Annotated in this window: 14 protein-coding genes; 10 read left to right on the top strand and 4 right to left on the bottom strand. The window is 50.0% G+C overall.

The window, feature by feature from the left end:
• The 7 genes from rsxB (at window position 1) to JQX58_RS11865 (ending at window position 7,154) form a co-directional block, all read left to right on the top strand.
• The gene (gene rsxB, locus JQX58_RS11895; protein ID WP_204147085.1) at window positions 1–597 is read left to right on the top strand and encodes an electron transport complex subunit RsxB; all 597 of its coding nucleotides are present in this window, start codon (window positions 1–3) and stop codon (window positions 595–597) included.
• The gene (gene rsxC, locus JQX58_RS11890) at window positions 597–3,629 is read left to right on the top strand and encodes an electron transport complex subunit RsxC (RefSeq protein ID WP_204147084.1); all 3,033 of its coding nucleotides are present in this window, start codon (window positions 597–599) and stop codon (window positions 3,627–3,629) included. The genes rsxB and rsxC overlap by 1 nt, the downstream gene beginning before the upstream one ends.
• Entirely contained in the window at window positions 3,630–4,673 is a 1,044-nt protein-coding gene (gene rsxD / locus JQX58_RS11885) for an electron transport complex subunit RsxD (RefSeq protein WP_204147083.1), read from the top strand.
• Entirely contained in the window at window positions 4,673–5,290 is a 618-nt protein-coding gene (gene rsxG / locus JQX58_RS11880; RefSeq protein ID WP_204147082.1) for an electron transport complex subunit RsxG, read from the top strand. The genes rsxD and rsxG overlap by 1 nt, the downstream gene beginning before the upstream one ends.
• An 8-nt stretch (window positions 5,291–5,298) precedes the next feature.
• Window positions 5,299–6,054 (top strand): electron transport complex subunit E, encoded by a 756-nt coding sequence (locus tag JQX58_RS11875; protein WP_204147081.1) that lies wholly within the window; start codon window positions 5,299–5,301, stop codon window positions 6,052–6,054.
• 28 nt (window positions 6,055–6,082) lie between these two features.
• Window positions 6,083–6,718: an endonuclease III gene (gene nth, locus JQX58_RS11870; RefSeq protein WP_204147080.1), complete on the top strand. Its 636-nt coding sequence runs from the start codon at window positions 6,083–6,085 to the stop codon at window positions 6,716–6,718.
• A 157-nt stretch (window positions 6,719–6,875) separates the two neighbouring features.
• Entirely contained in the window at window positions 6,876–7,154 is a 279-nt protein-coding gene (locus tag JQX58_RS11865; RefSeq protein ID WP_204147079.1) for a hypothetical protein, read from the top strand.
• A 40-nt stretch (window positions 7,155–7,194) separates the two neighbouring features.
• On the opposite strand, the gene JQX58_RS11860 is transcribed toward JQX58_RS11865, so the two are convergent.
• The 4 genes from JQX58_RS11860 to JQX58_RS11845 form a co-directional block, all read right to left on the bottom strand.
• On the bottom strand, window positions 7,195–8,148 hold the full coding sequence (locus JQX58_RS11860) for a nucleoside hydrolase (protein WP_204147078.1): 954 nt from the start codon (window positions 8,146–8,148) through the stop codon (window positions 7,195–7,197).
• 35 nt (window positions 8,149–8,183) lie between these two features.
• On the bottom strand, window positions 8,184–9,077 hold the full coding sequence (locus tag JQX58_RS11855) for a ribokinase (protein WP_204147077.1): 894 nt from the start codon (window positions 9,075–9,077) through the stop codon (window positions 8,184–8,186).
• A gap of 168 nt (window positions 9,078–9,245) precedes the next feature.
• Window positions 9,246–10,475: an argininosuccinate synthase gene (locus JQX58_RS11850; protein WP_204147076.1), complete on the bottom strand. Its 1,230-nt coding sequence runs from the start codon at window positions 10,473–10,475 to the stop codon at window positions 9,246–9,248.
• A 143-nt stretch (window positions 10,476–10,618) separates the two neighbouring features.
• Window positions 10,619–11,497, bottom strand: coding sequence for a flagellar protein MotY (locus JQX58_RS11845; protein ID WP_239090331.1), 879 nt, complete (start codon window positions 11,495–11,497; stop codon window positions 10,619–10,621).
• Window positions 11,498–11,624: 127 nt separating this feature from the next.
• Here JQX58_RS11845 and rnt point away from each other — a divergent pair, with 127 nt between their 5' ends.
• From rnt to JQX58_RS11830, 3 genes are all read left to right on the top strand, one after another.
• Window positions 11,625–12,296: a ribonuclease T gene (gene rnt, locus JQX58_RS11840; RefSeq protein ID WP_204147074.1), complete on the top strand. Its 672-nt coding sequence runs from the start codon at window positions 11,625–11,627 to the stop codon at window positions 12,294–12,296.
• Between the two features lie 106 nt (window positions 12,297–12,402).
• On the top strand, window positions 12,403–12,786 hold the full coding sequence (locus tag JQX58_RS11835; RefSeq protein ID WP_204147073.1) for a YbaN family protein: 384 nt from the start codon (window positions 12,403–12,405) through the stop codon (window positions 12,784–12,786).
• Window positions 12,787–12,966: 180 nt separating this feature from the next.
• Window positions 12,967–16,332 (top strand): DUF748 domain-containing protein, encoded by a 3,366-nt coding sequence (locus tag JQX58_RS11830; protein ID WP_204147072.1) that lies wholly within the window; start codon window positions 12,967–12,969, stop codon window positions 16,330–16,332.
• Window positions 16,333–16,361: the final 29 nt, after the last annotated feature.

Below are 16,361 nucleotides of genomic sequence, written 5' to 3'. Positions count from 1 at the left end.
ATGCTAACTGTTTTACTCGCAATCGGAATCCTAGTGGTCTTGGCACTGATCTTTGGTGCCATTTTGGGCTACGCCAATGTGCGCTTTCACGTCGAAGGCGATCCGATCGTCGATCAGATCGACGAGCTGCTTCCTCAAACGCAATGTGGCCAATGTGGCCACCCTGGCTGTCGCCCATACGCTGAAGCGATTTCAAACGGCGAAGCGATCAACCGCTGCCCTCCAGGTGGTCAAGCCACAGTACAAGCGCTGGCAGATCTTTTGGACGTAGAAGCGATCCCGCTTGATGGCGGCGAAGCCGAAGAGCCTGCGCGCAAAGTCGCAGTAATCCGTGAAGACGAATGTATCGGCTGTACCAAATGTATTCAAGCGTGTCCTGTGGACGCCATCCTAGGTGCTGCCAAACAAATGCACACCGTTATTTCTGATGAATGTACTGGCTGTGACCTATGTGTCGAGCCTTGCCCAGTTGATTGTATTGATATGGTTGAAGTTGGTGTGACCACACGTACTTGGTCATGGGAAAAACCCCAAGGTGTTGGTGCTGCGCCGACACAGATTATTGCTAGCGATCGTTCAGTGGAGGCTGCTCACTAATGCAAGCACCTACTATTTATTCTTTTCACGGCGGCATTCATCCACCGGAAAATAAAGCACAATCCTTAGCATTACCGTTAGGCAAGCCAAGCTTACCGAAAGAGTTGATCTTGCCACTTGGGCAACACATCGGCCAAGCATCGCGCCCGTTGGTCGATGTCGGTGCACGCGTGCAAAAAGGCCAAGCCATTGCCATCAACAACGGTTTTTTGTCGAGCTTCTTGCACGCACCAACGTCTGGTACCGTCAGCGCCATCGAAACACGCCCGATCGCTCACCCATCCGGTCTGTCTGATGTCTGTATTATCATCACACCTGATGGCCAAGAAGAATGGGCTGAGCTTGAGCCACTTAATGATTGGCAAGAGATTAGCAAAACTGACGTGCTGGCCTTTTTGGCCGAGAAAGGCATTGTCGGCATGGGCGGCGCGGGCTTCCCAACGCAAGTAAAACTGCAAGGCGCGCACAAGCACCCACTGACGCACTTTATTATCAATGCGGCAGAATGTGAGCCTTACATCACCGCTGATGACACCCTGATCCGTGAAAAAACACTCGAACTCGTGCTAGGCATCGAAATGCTGCAGCACCTAGTGGATGCCGAAAACGTGGTCATCGGTATCGAAGATAATAAGCCAACGGCGATTGCTGCTCTGCAACAATTATTGCGCGAGCGCCAGAGTACCATTCAAGTAGCTGTGGTGCCGACAAAGTACCCATCTGGTGGTGAGAAGCAATTGATCCAATTGCTGACCGGTAAAGAAGTACCGAGCGGCCAACACCCAGCGGACATTGGCATTTTGTGTCAAAACGTCGGTACCTGTGTCGCCGTCTACGAAGCGATCCAATATGGTCGTCCCTTGATTTCTCGTATTACCACACTGACCGGTGACGCGCTTAAAGCACCACAAAACGTCGATGTGTTACTGGGTACGCCGATCGAGCACTTACTCGACTACGCTGACCTTCAGACGAAAAAGCTCAACCGTTTGGTAATGGGCGGTCCGATGATGGGCTTCACCCTAGACAGCGGTAATGTGCCGGTCGTCAAGACCACCAACTGTGTCTTAGCAGCCTCTAAAAAAGAGCTACCAGCACCGGCGCCAGAGCAAGCGTGTATCCGTTGTGGTATGTGTGAACAAGCCTGCCCAGCAAGCTTATTACCGCAACAACTACTGTGGTTTGCCAAAAGCCAAGAGCACGAAAAAGCCGAACACCATAATCTATTCGATTGTATCGAATGTGGTGCCTGCTCGTACGTTTGCCCAAGTAGCATCCCACTGGTGCAGTATTACCGCCACAGCAAAGCGGAAATCCGCGAAGCCCGTGAAGCAGCGGTGAAATCGGATATCGCTAAACAACGTTTCGAAGCGCGTAAAGCACGTCATGAAGCTGAAGCGGCCGAAAAAGAAGCCAAACGTCTAGCACGCCAAAATGCTTCAAGCGCCAAACCAGCGGCGAAAAAGGCAACCAAGCCTGCCCCTGAAGCGCCGGCTAAAGCCGAAGCACCAGCAGACGACAGCGCCAAGAAAGCCAAAGTCGATCTTGCGATTGCCAAAGCCAAGCTTAAGAAGCTTGAAAAAGCGCTATTAGAAGCACAAGAGAAAGAGCACACAGAAGAAATCAGTGCTCTGCAAACGCAAGTCGATGAAACGCAAAAAGACATTACTGAGCTAGAAAAGCTGGTCGCGAGTGCACCAGCGGCTGCCCCCGCTAAAAAAGCGGCAGCACCCGCCATGAGCGACGCAGCGAAAAAAGCCAAAGTGGATGTGGCGCTTGCCAGCACTAAGCTTAAAAAAGCAGAAAAACAGCTGGCAGAAGACCCAGACAACCAAGAGCTAAAAGATAAAGTCGCAGGCTTCACAGCAGATCTAAAAGCAGCGCAAGAAGCGTTTGATAAGCTAGGTGGCGCCGCTCAACCTGCTCCCGCGGCGCCTGCCAAAGCGGCATTAAGCGACGAAGCGAAAAAAGCCAAAGTGGATGTGGCCCTTGCCAGCACCAAGCTTAAAAAAGCTCAGAAGCAATTGGCCGAAGACCCAGACAATCAAGAGCTAAAAGATAAGGTTGCAGGGTTTGAAGCTGAGCTTAAAGACGCCGAAGCACGCTTTGCCAAGCTAAACTCAGCGCCAGCACAAGCGGCTACTACACCAGCGGCCAAACCAGCCCTCAGTGACGAGGCGAAAAAGGCCAAAGTCGACGTTGCCCTTGCCAGCACCAAACTTAAAAAGGTGCAAAAGCAGCTTGGCGACGATCCAGACAACGAAGAGCTAAAAGCTAAAGCCGCCGACTTTGAAAAAGCCTTAAAAGACGCTGAAGCACGTTTAGCTGAGCTAGATAGCAACAGCACGGCCGCGCCTGCCAAAGCAGAGAAACCGGCCATGTCTGATGACTACAAAAAAGCCAAGGTCGATGTCGCTCTGGCCAGCACTAAGCTTAAAAAAGCTCAGAAACAGCTGGCTGAAGACGAGCAAAACAGTGAGCTGCAAGGCAAAGTTGTGGAGTTTGAAAAAGCGCTAAAAGACGCTGAAGCGCGCTTGGCAGCGCTAGAAGCACCAGCAGCACCGCCTGTTAAAGAAGAGCCTGTCGCATCTTCTAAACCCGCGCCAGCCGCTGACGACGACGCACAACGCAAGCTTAAAATCGATGCGGCCATCGCTAAAGCGGCGGTGAAAAAAGCGGAAAAGGCTCTCGCCAAAGCGAAAGAACTTGAATCTGCAGACACGAGCAGTCTTGAGCAGCAAGTTGCTAAGGCCAAAGCCTACGCTGAAGAGCTTGAGCAAGCGATGCAAAATGGTGGTCAAGCCACGGCTGCACCGCAAGCCGCAGCCGATGACGCACAATTTAAAGAGCAGCTGAAGAAGCAAAAAGTGGCAGCGGCCTTAGCCAAAGCCCAAGTTAACAAGCTTAAGAAGCAACTCGCGGCCGACCCTGAAGCTGAGTCTATTCAAACCGACTTAGCCGCTGCCGAACAAAAGCAGCAGGAAGAAGAAGCCAAACTCGAACAGTTAACCAACACGCAAGAGAATCGTTAAATGGCATTATTGCGTATTACATCACCGCACACGCATCGCGCGGGGCGTCGCACTTCATGGGTTATGCTCATGGTTATTCTCGCGACGATTCCTGGTCTTATCGCGCAAACCTGGTTCTTTGGTTATGGCACACTGATTAACTTAGTGATTGCCATGCTGACCGCGCTAGTAAGCGAAGCCTTGATCCTAAAAATTCGCCAGCGTCCGATTGGCTTTTTCTTAAAGGATTACAGCGCCATCTTAACCGCTGTGTTATTAGCCTTAGCACTACCGCCAACCGTGCCGTGGTGGCTGACCGTAACCGCGGTTGCGTTCTCCATCATTTTTGCCAAGCAAGTTTATGGTGGCTTAGGTAATAACCCCTTCAACCCAGCGATGGTCGGTTATGCTATCTGTCTCGTGTCGTTCCCTGTACCGATGACACAGTGGATCGGCGCGGCTGGCGCTGTACCTAGCTTCAGTGACAGCCTAGCAGCGATTTTTGGCACCCTGCCAACGATCGACTCATACACGATGGCCACGCCACTAGATGCCTTTAAACACAAGCAAGGCATGATGAGCTCGGAAGCGTTTGCCACCGTACCTGGCCTTCAGGAGCTGAGTCTTTCAAGCTGGATGTGGGTCAACCTTGCTTACCTTGCGGGCGGTTTGTTCCTTATTTGGCAACGTATCATTACTTGGCATACACCAGTATCGATGCTGGCCGCCCTAGCGGTCATGGCAGGCTTCTTCTACGCCATCGATCCAAGTAATGCTGCCTCGCCGCTGTTCCACCTGACATCAGGTGCAGCCATGCTGGGTGCCTTCTTTATCGCGACCGACCCTGTCAGCTCTTGTACCAGTAACCGCGGCAAACTGTTTTACGGTGCCGGTATCGGTATCTTGGTCTACATCATCCGTACTTGGGGTGGTTATCCTGATGGTGTCGCCTTTGGTGTGTTGCTGATGAACTTCGCTGCGCCACTGCTGGATTACTACACTCAGCCACGTACCTATGGCCACAAGAAAGCCAAAAAAGGCATCAATCCTGGAGGTGAAGGCTAATGAATATTTTCACATCCATTCGCCAAAATTCAATTGGCTTGGGGATCTTTGCGGTCATGACAGCTGGACTGATCGCTTTGACGCATCAGTTCACTGAGCAGACCATCCAAGACAATATCGTTGAGGCGCAGCTATCGGCTTTTAATGAAATCTTGCCACCTGAGCGCTATGACAATAACTTGGCAGAAGACACTGTCATGTTGCCAGCCAACCCCTTGCTAGGCTCTTCTGAGCCAGTTAAAGCGTATGTGGCTCGTAACGACGGTGACGTTGAAGCGTTGATTTTTGAAACCGTAGCCCCTGGCGGCTACAACGGTAACCTTGACTTGCTGGTGGCGATTGATCGCAACAGTGTGGTCACGGGGGCCCGCGTCATCAGCCATAAGGAAACACCAGGACTGGGCGACAAGGTCGACCTACAAAAGTCGAGCTGGATTTTATCTTTTAGCGGTAAATCGTTTGAAAACACTTCTATGCAAGCATGGAATGTGAAAAAAGACGGCGGCGAATTTGATCAGTTTACCGGCGCGACTATTACTCCCCGTGCCGTCGTTCGTGCGGTCAAAAATACCTTGATTTACTTTAATGAGAACAAAGACGCGCTATTGTCGCGTTAGGATGAACTATGAGCGCTGAAGACACACTTGCACCGGACACGCCTGTAGAAAACCCTGCTCCATCAGGTCCAAACTACGGCGAAATCCTTTATAACGGCATTTGGAAAAACAACCCAGCCCTAGTCCAATTATTAGGCCTGTGTCCCCTATTGGCGGTAACTAGCACCGTAGTCAATGCCATCGGCTTAGGCCTTGCGACTACCGTCGTATTGCTCGGCTCAAACATTGCCGTGTCCTTGATTCGTAACTATGTATCAGAAGCCGTGCGCTTGCCTGCCTTCGTGATGATCATCGCCTCGTTCACGACCTGTATCGAGCTAATCATGCAGGCCTATACCTACGAGCTGTATCAGATCTTGGGGATCTTCATTCCGCTGATCGTGACTAACTGTGCCATCTTAGGCCGTGCGGACGCATTTGCCAGCCGTAACCCAGTCGCCCCCTCGGCACTGGATGGTTTAATGATGGGGCTTGGTTTTACCATGGTACTGGTACTACTCGGCGCGATGCGTGAGCTGATCGGTCAAGGGACGCTATTTACCGACATGCACTTGTTGTTTGGTGAAATGGCGACCAGCTGGCGCTTAGAGATCTTTAGTAACTACCCTAATGTCTTGTTTGCCATCTTGCCGCCGGGCGCCTTTATCGGCCTAGGCTTATTGATCGCCATCAAGAACTACTTGGATGAAAAAGAGAAGGCCCGTATTGCCAAAGAGCAGGAAGGCCAAGAAAAAGTATCGCGTCGTGTACGTGTGACCGACTAATGCTTAAACGCTCACATTAGGAGGCTTGGTGAACAAAGCAAAACGCCATGAAATCTTTACTCGCTTACGCGCGGAGAATCCGGATCCGGTTACGGAGCTGGAGTACAACTCGCCGTTTGAGCTATTGATTGCCGTGCTTTTTTCCGCCCAAGCCACCGATGTGAGCGTCAATAAAGCCACCCGCCACCTATTCCCTGTGGCGGATACGCCAGAGAAAATGTACGCCTTGGGCGTAGATGGCCTAAAGGAATACATTAAAACCATCGGCTTATTTAATGCCAAAGCCGAGAACGCCATCAAAACCTGCAAGATGTTGATCGACAAACATAATAGTGAGGTACCACAAACTCGTGAAGAGCTTGAAGCCTTGCCGGGTGTCGGTCGCAAAACCGCCAACGTAGTCTTGAACACCGCTTTTCGTCAGATCGCGATGGCCGTCGATACGCATATCTTTCGCGTCTCCAACCGCACCAAAATTGCCCCAGGCAAAAATGTCCTAGAAGTCGAAGAGAAGCTGCTGCGCTTTGTGCCTAAAGAGTTCCTGCTCGACGCCCACCACTGGTTGATCTTACACGGTCGCTATATCTGCACCGCACGCAAACCCAAGTGCGATGCCTGTGTGATCGAAGATCTGTGTGAATTTAAAGAAAAGACTTCTAGTTAAACCGGTCTAATGATTCTAAAAATCAGCAATTTCTGCGATAGTGCTGTTCTCATAAAGCGGACGTTCTATAATAAGTTCATCTATTGATTTTGTTTTAGCAGGCAAGCAAGTGGTAGCAAATCATCATCCTTATGTGCGCTGTTTTTGGACAGGCACCATGTATCTAACCAACGGCCAAAGCATGGCCATTCATTGTACCCACATCTCACATGATCAGATTGAGGTGGAAGCACCTTATGGTCTACAGGGGTCTAAGAAAGTGAAGCTGGAGCTACATGGCAACAACGACGGCAAACAGCAGCTTATCAAAGCGATCTGTACGCCATCGGCGGACATCCTTAACGAGCACGACCAGCATTACATTAAGCTTAACTTTGGCACCATCTCGCAAAAAGAGCGCGACTTCATCGATGAGTTTGTTAAAGCACACAGCTAAAAAAGGCGCCCTCGGCGCCTTTTTTGATGATTGCTAGTGACTACGAACGGCCACTGACCATCACCTCTTCATAAAGCGCCAACAAACGCTCGCCATCCACTTCCATGCAGACTTGAGTCAGCGGCACATCGTTCCAGTGCGGTTCAGGGTAATCTAGGCCTTGTGGGGCCATGATGGTTTGGCCCACAGCGATGCCATCGGTTGCGACACGGATCGCGCCCAATTCAACTCCAAAAATGCTTGGATCTAGGAGGTAAGCAATGGTTGAGGCGTCGTGGAAGTAGCAGCCATCAAAGCCAAAACGGTTACTGTAGAAGTTAATATAAAACTGCGCGCAGTCGTATAAGAAGTTGCCCTGCTCTGGGTTCTTGGCTTTGATACGCTCTAAAACACTGTTTTCAAGCAGCACCTGATGGGTCACATCCAAGCCTATCATGGTCACTTGCCAAGGGGCTGTGAAGACCGCATCAGCGGCGTGCGGTTCGTTGATAATGTTGGCTTCAGCTACCGGTGAAACATTGCCATACTCAACCGCTGCACCGCCCATTAGCACGACTTCGTCCACTAGGTTGGCAATCTCTGGATCCAGCTCTAGGACTTTACCTAGGTTGCCCAATGGACCTAGCGCCACCAAGGTCACTTCCCCTGGGTATTTACGAACTTGCTCGATAATAAACTCAGCCGCACTCTGCTCTAGAGGCTGCCTAGTGGGCGCTGGGTAATCGATGTTACCGAAGCCGTCTGTTCCATGCACAAAGTCAGGGAATGGACGTGGGGCTTGCTGTGAAGGCACTGCGACACCGCCTGCGACGGGCACATCGACACCAGCGATTTCTGTTAGCGTGAGTGCATTTTGCGTGGCAATCTCCACTGGGACATTGCCGTAAGTAGTAGTCAGGCCAAGTACTTCAAGCTCTGGCGCTTGAAAAGCAAAAAAGATCGCCATCGCATCGTCGATGCCTGGGTCCGTATCGATAATGATTTTTCGTGTCATAGTGTTCTCTTTACTCTTTAGGTAGCGACAATGGATTAAGAGTGTTGAGCTAAAAACTCATTCACTTCATCAAGGCTTGGGATCGATGGGGCAGCGCCCATACGTGTGACCGCAATGGCTGATGCGGCACAGGCAGTGCGCATCGCCTGCTCTATATCGGCGCCACGCTGTAACTCCGCCAAACAAAAACCAATAAACGTATCCCCTGCGGCCGTCGTGTCTTTGGCCTCAACTTTAAAAGCCTCAACTTGTACGTCCTGCGCTTGAGAAAAATAGCGCACGCCGTCTTTACCAAGGGTCATCATCACCGCTAGCTCTGGATATTGCTGCGGTAAAATTTGAGTGGCTTTTTCGATGGAGTCGGTATTGGCTAAGTCCATCGCTTCGACTTCATTGACGATCAGCAAGTCGATAAACGGCAGCACCTTGCGGGTTAATTCGGCGTCCATGGGCGCTGGGTTAAAGGCTACTTGAGCCCCCGATTGCTGCGCCCACTCTAGGGTTTCTGCGACCAAGTTGGTTTCGTTCTGCAGCAAGATCCAGTCTTCGGCTTGAGCTGCTTTTAATACCTGCTTGATTTGAGTTTCGCTTAATTGATGGTTAGCGCCGGCGTGCAAGATGATGCTGTTTTCCGCCGTCGGCGTTAGCTGAATGATTGCGTGCCCTGTCAGTGCGTCTACTGCAGCGATTTCACTGGTATCAACGCCATAGTCTTGTAGCTGTTGACGTATCGTCTGATCATCACGATTCAGTGCACCGACATGCTTAACGTGCGCTTGGGCTTTAGCAAGCGCTACTGACTGATTCGACCCTTTACCGCCCAGTAGCAGCTGATAGCCTGTCGAATGCATGGTTTCGCCAGGTCGCACAAAATGGTCGACCTCGTACAAATGATCGACGTTGATCGAACCTATGTTATATACCGTCATACATCACCTGATTGAAATATTGTTATTATAACCGACTGGTCAATCAAAACATGTTTTAGCGACAATGAACATAACCCAATGGGCGCTAGGAAAATACCCGCCATAAAAAACGCCCGCTCTTTGCAGAGCGGGCGTTTCGATTATTCAAATTAGCCGAGGCTAAGTCGATTAGTCACGGTCTAGGAAAGTACGACCTTTTTGCGCAGCGATACGCATACGTAGCGCGTTTAGCTTGATGAAGCCAGCTGCGTCTTTCTGATCGTATGCACCCGCATCGTCTTCAAAAGTAGCGATCGTGCTGTCGAATAGGCTGTAAGGAGACTCACGGCCTTCAACAATTACGTTACCTTTGTACAGTTTCAAACGAACCGTACCCGTTACGAACTCTTGAGACGCGTCGATCAATGCTTGCAGCATACGGCGCTCTTCTGACCACCAGAAGCCGTTGTAGATCACTTTAGCGTACTTCGGCATGATCTCATCTTTCAGGTGAGCCGCTTCACGGTCTAGCGTGATCGATTCCATTGCACGGTGTGCTTTTAGAAGGATGGTGCCCCCTGGAGTTTCGTAACAACCACGAGACTTCATGCCTACGAAACGGTTTTCAACTAGGTCGTCACGACCGATACCGTTTGCACCACCAACCTTGTTCAATGTTTCAAGGATAGTCGCTGGAGACATTTTCTCACCGTTTAGAGAAACAGCATCGCCTTTCTCGAAACCGATTTCCATGATAGTGGCTTCATCTGGCGCTTGCTCAGGTGAAACAGACCAACGCCACATGTCTTCTTCAGCGCTCGCCCAAGGATCTTCTAGTAGGTCACCTTCGTAAGAGATGTGTAGAAGGTTGGCATCCATTGAGTATGGAGATTTCTTCTTAGCGTTAGAGAAATCAACTGGGATGTCGTGCTTCTCACAGTAAGCCATTAGCGTTTCACGAGACGTTAGGTCCCATTCACGCCAAGGCGCAATTACTTGAACGCCTGGTTTCAGTGCGTAAGCACCTAGCTCGAAACGAACTTGGTCGTTACCTTTACCGGTCGCGCCGTGAGAGATCGCATCAGCGCCCGTTTCGTTCGCGATTTCGATCAAACGCTTAGCGATAAGAGGACGAGCAATAGAGGTACCTAGTAGGTACTCACCTTCGTATACCGTGTTGGCACGGAACATTGGGAAGACGAAATCACGTACGAATTCTTCACGTAGATCTTCGATGTAGATTTCTTTAACGCCCAACGCTTGAGCTTTCGCGCGAGCTGGCTCTACTTCTTCGCCCTGACCCAAGTCAGCGGTAAAAGTTACCACTTCACACTGATACTCTTCTTGAAGCCACTTCACAATTACGGAAGTGTCTAGGCCGCCAGAGTAGGCTAGCACCACCTTCTTCACGTCAGACATTCTCTTTTTTCTCCTCAACGAGATCCACAGCACAGCGACGAAACACAGCTGCGCCCAGTTAATATAAAAATTAGGCGGTTAGTGTAAGTTTTCGCCCCTTAGTTAGCAAGGGGCGCGCTTGCAAATACGCGACACCAAGCCCGTTATGGGCTTGGTTGGGACAAGGATTGAGCGTTGTTGTCGGCTCGTTCAAGACGAATGGTCACACGACGGTTTCGTTCACGCCCTGTACCGGTGCGGTTATCGGCAGCGGGATAACGCTCACCATGGTAACGCGAGACGATTTTTTCAGGGGCAATGCCCTTTTGCAGTAGATACTCAGTGACCTTTTCAGCACGCTCTTTAGACAGTTCTCGGTTGTCACGGCGTGAACCAATAATATCGGTGTGACCATCGATGTAGATGTATTCAATGGTCGGATCGGCTTCTACATAAATAGCAACCATATCTAAGCGCTGCTTGATGCGATCTGTTAACTCCACGCCGTTGGTCGGGAATAAGGCTGCGGTACGCGCCACTTGTTCAAAGTTCACCGGCAATAAGCTCCCCATACAGCGGCGAAACTCATTATAAGCGGGATTAAAATTGATATTGCTGAGCGCTACTTCAATGTTTTCACGTCCATTTTCCCACGCCGTCCCGGCTACGACTGGGTGACGACCACGATCCAGTGAGGTCAACATCTGTTCCGCCACACGACCACCGACTTCAACGGTCAAGCCATAACCTGGGTAAGGCATCACCTCAAGCGTCTCAGGAGAAATGCCCGGCACCCAGCTTGGTGCTTGGGAAATAATGTACACTTGCCCAGGCCCGATTTTTTCGTTGTTGGGGTGCAGCACAAACTTCATCGGCTCCCCTGCTTCTTTAATAAACTCACTTTGGCCAAAATGTGGGATCGGGTGCGATAAGGTACACGCAAAAATATCGCCCGACAGGGACCAGCTAGAGTCTTCTATTTGCGACTCGTAACGCGTCAGTGCCGCCGCTTGGGTGGCCAATGCCACACTGGAGACTAGCATGACAATTTTCAGAATGGGGTTGGCTATCACAGTTAAGAGTTCTCGTTCTTGGCTGAGCATATATGTTATCATCCTGCGCCATCACTCAATTATTTTCTGAGCAAATGGCAGAATTAAGGATTCTCTTTTGTCACATCACGAAATCAAAGATAGATTCCGCGGCTTCTTACCTGTTGTTATCGACGTAGAAACCGCAGGCTTTAATGCAAAAACCGATGCGTTGTTAGAATTCGCTGCCAGCATCCTACGTATGGATGACAATGGAGAGCTTTACATCCATGAGACCATCGATTTTAAAGTGAAGCCATTCGAAGGTGCAAATCTTGAAAAAGAAGCCCTAGAATTCACCGGCATCGATCCTTTTGAGCCGGGTCGCGATGACTTAATCGAAAAAGAAGCCATCTCTCAGATGTTTAGCAAAGTACGCAAAGAGCTGAAATCGACTGGCTGTAAACGCGCAATTCTTGTGGGCCACAACGCCGCCTTCGATCATGGCTTCCTTAATGCTGCCATCGAGCGTAATGAGATCAAGCGTAATCCTTTCCACCCGTTCTCAAGCTTTGATACCGCTTCATTATCGGGTTTGGCCTTTGGTCAAACAGTGTTGGCAAAAGCCTGCCAAGTGGCTGGCATCACCTTTAGCAACTCACAAGCCCACTCTGCCGCCTACGATACCGAGAAAACGGCTGAGCTATTCTGTGAAATCGTTAATCGCTGGAAACGTTTAGGTGGTTGGAGCTTGGTGACAGAGTCCCAAGGCGACACCATGGAGTCCATGTTTGGTATGGCCGACTCGTAACTGTATTTAGCAGCGTAATCATGGGGCATCAAGCAGGCATGCCCCATGAACTTAGCAATACTTTCCACAAGGATGATGCCTGCCCATCGTAAAAAAGAGCGTTACTATGACCGGCAAGCGAATTGCTTTGATTGTTCTTGGCTGGGTGTCACTGATCACTGGCATTATCGGCATATTTCTCCCTCTGTTGCCGACCACACCGCTGGTGCTACTCGCGGCTTGGTGTTTTTCCAAATCGTCAGAACGCTTTCATGCCTGGTTAATCAATCATAAATACTTTGGTCCGATCGTCGCGGATTGGCAGTCAGATCAAGGCATCCCTAAAAAAGCTCGCAATCGTGCGCTCATTTTTATGTGGGCCGGCATGCTGTTATCCATGGTGATTGTCTGGCGCTTTTGGGCCACACTGGGCCTATGTCTGATCGGTATCGCCGTCAGTATCCATTTATTGCGCATGCCGTTACGCCAAGAACCAAACCCTGATAACTAAGTCTAACTTTGCAAAATCTTGTTGTTTTGCTTGCGCTTTGCAGGCATAAGAACATCTATAGTAAATAGATTTACATTGCTTACTAATTGTAAGGCTTACCATTCAATCTTTGGCCACGTACTATTCTAGGCAGACTATCGCCAGCCAAGTATTGACACGATTGGGCATCAAGGAGCACTCATGACCAACTTTTTAGACAAGCTGTCGCCACGCCAAAGAAAAATCATCATCGGCGTCGCAGCAACCCTGATTACGCTAACCGTCATCTGGCTCTTGATTCCAACCGTCACCAAGTGGTTGGCGAATCGCTATTTGGCCGATCATAATGCCGTGTTGACTGCCGAAGAGATTAATCCGGATCTCTTTCCGATCGGGCTTGAGCTGGCTGATGTGCAAATTACCCAACAAGACCAAACCACTTTTTCCTTAGATACGTTAAGCATTGGCTTGGACTTTTGGCCACTGTTTACTGGCGCCTTCCACGTTAATCACATCTTAGTAGATAACTTTGATATTCAGGTCGCGCAAACGCCAGACGGCTGGGCCGTGGCAGGCGTGCCTTTGCCCCCTGCTAGCGAAGAAGAGCCTGTCGAAGAGACACCAGAAGACGCTGAGCAAACCTTAGCCCCTAGCTTTTTACTGACTAACGCTAGCTTAAAAGACATTCAGGTTCAGCTGAACACAGAACGTGGTCAAGATGTACTGGCGATCCAAAATCTTGCGGTCGAAGAAGCTTCTCACTTTGATGCCAACTGGCAGGGTAATTTTAACCTTACGGCGCTGGTGAACGACGCCGAAGCCACCGTAAACGGCACTATCAGCGCCGACCGTGAACAAGTGGATGCTGACATGCAGATTGCATCGGCTGCGCTCTCAACCAATGATATCGATCATTTCTTGCCGGCATCACGTCCTCAACTGAGCGCACAAAATGTGCGCCTAACGGGTAACGTTAAGGCTTTATATCAATTTAACCAAGCGCCACTTTTAAACCTCACCAGCCCCTCTTTGGCGCTCTCAAGTGACCGTGTCGCTTACACCGAAAAAGCGCAAGAAATGGGCTGGCAAGCCCTAGAAACCGAGCTGACCGATGTTACGGTGACGATGGAAAACGAGACGGATCTTCGTGCCACAACCAGCAACACATTGGCCATCAAGGGGCTTAACATCGCCTCCGAGAGCCAACAACTCAGCGCTGATGAGCTTAACTTCTCGGCGCAGCTAGCGTTAACCAAGCAACAATCAGACATCGTCGTACAAGAAAGCGCAGCCAAACTAAGCGGTAAAGCCATTAAAGGCGGTCTAGCGGGCCATCAATTTGGCGCAGACGGTCTCGACCTTGATGTGAGTGATGTGAACGTAAGTTATGACACTGAGACAGCGGTAGGTAATGTTGCAACAGGCATCAAGCTGCAAAGCCAAGGTGTAAATGGCCGCTTGGCAACTGGCGATCAGTTTGCCCTCCAAAGCATCAATCTCAACAGCCCTCTAGAGCTTAGCTTGAGCGAGCAAGGCACCTTGGTAAATACGACCAAGACGGCACTGACTCTTGGCGCTACTGAGTACAGCAACGAGCAAATTAACGCAGCCCTAGACAGCTTTAAGCTTGATTTAAACCAGTTTTCATTTGAACAGCAAAACGATGGATTGAGTCTAGCGGCTCAGCAGATGGCCCTAGATGTACAACAATCGAATGTAAAATCGCCATCACTGGATGGCACCTTAAATGCTTTAAATCTGCAACTGGATGACGTAAACCTACGTCAGGCAAGCGATGTGCTAGGCATCCATGCAAAAACCACTTTAGCCGCGACTGCCCTAGACGCTACAGCCAAAGACTTGCCAAGCGGTCAGCCAGATACTGATATCGCCTTTGACTCATTAGCATTCAATAGTCAGCTGTCTTGGGAACAAAGCAGTGACCAAAGCCTATTGCAAGCGGCGAACAACAACCTAAATCTTGATCAGATCCAAGTGACCCAGGATGACACCTTAAGTGCGTTGCTTGAGCAATTTAACTTCAACAATGAAACAGCGCGTGTCACACTGCCGCAAGATGCTGCTGTCATTGTCGAAACCAGCAACAATAGCCTAACTTTGGCCGCACTAAGAAGCCAATTGGAAGACGGTAGCACACTACTTAACTGGCAAGGTGTTAAGCTTAATAGCCCCAGTGCTAGCTTGTCAGCCAGTGGCCCTGATGCACAAATTTCAGGCTTAGTCATTGATCAATTGGTCGCTTCACAACCTAACGAAAGCACAGGTTTACCTGCCCTTGCCCAATTTGAGCAGTTGGCGGTTAACCGCCTACATGCACGACCGCAAGGGGTTGAGATCGATAAGGTAAACTTTGACAAGCTCAAAGCTGGTATGGTGTTATCACAGCAGCGAGAGGTTGCTAACCTTACCCTACCAAAGTGGCTGCAAGGCGACGCTCAATCCAGCTCAACAGAAGCACAGCCTAGCGCGTCAAACCAGACAGCTGGCAGCACATCGCCTGGCGCTCAGCCCGTGGAAGTGCCCTATCATGTGATCGTCAACGAATTAACACTGTCGCCAGAATCCAGCGCTCTATTTACCGACAATGGCATTAGCCCATCGTTGACACGTGTACTGGATATTGAGCAACTCAAAGTCACCAACTTCAACACTCGTGATACCAACGAATATGCCAACATCAATCTCAAGGCGCGTAATGGTAACTATGCAACCATTGAGAGTGATGTAGCCATCCGCCCGATGGCACAGAATCTGACCATGCAAGCTACCGCCAAAGTACGTGAAGTGGAGCTTCCCCCTATTTCACCGTATGTCTCTAGCGCACTTGGCTACCGAATCAATTCTGGCCACTTAAACATGGATTTGGCTCTAGACTCTGATCAAGGGGAACTAGATGGCAACACTCATATTGTGTTGCGTCAATTTGAACTGGGCGGACAAAAGGACAGCAATGCCCTGCTTAAGGTTGGCGCCGTCCCTCTAGACCTAGCCGTTGATGCCTTAAAGAACCGTAACGACGAAATTGTGTTGGATCTGCCCATGAGTGGCAACATCGATAACCCAAACTTTCAGTGGCAAAGCTTTTTCTTGCTGCCGATTCGCCAAGGTCTGTTTAAAGCGTCAAGTGCTTACCTGATGCAAACGTTTGTGCCTTATGCCAACGTCATCACATTGGTGCAATTCGCTGGCGAGCAGGCACTGAAGCTTCGTGTGGAGCCATTGCAATTTGCTTTAGATGAAGAAGACATCACTGCCCCTGAGCAAGAAGCCTTCTTAGATCAGATGATTACTCTAATGAAGGATCGTAAAGGCGCTCAACTGCGTGCCTGTGGCGTGTCTGTGGTGCGTGACATCGATGACGAAACACCCTATGACGCCTTAACCGAAGAGCAACGCAGCGAGCTACTAGAGTTAGCGGATGAACGTGCTGAAACACTTAAAGCTTACCTAGTGGACAACGGCATCCAATCGTCACGTGTATTCCTATGTTCACCATCGATCGATGAAGATGACAATGCTCTGCCACGAGTCACTTTCTCCTTCTAAAACGATGAGCCTAGCTTAGGCTGACGCCC

The organism is Marinomonas ostreistagni (genome assembly GCF_016888445.1).
GTDB lineage: Bacteria > Pseudomonadota > Gammaproteobacteria > Pseudomonadales > Marinomonadaceae > Marinomonas > Marinomonas ostreistagni.
This window is presented reverse-complemented; position numbering and strand designations above follow the sequence as displayed.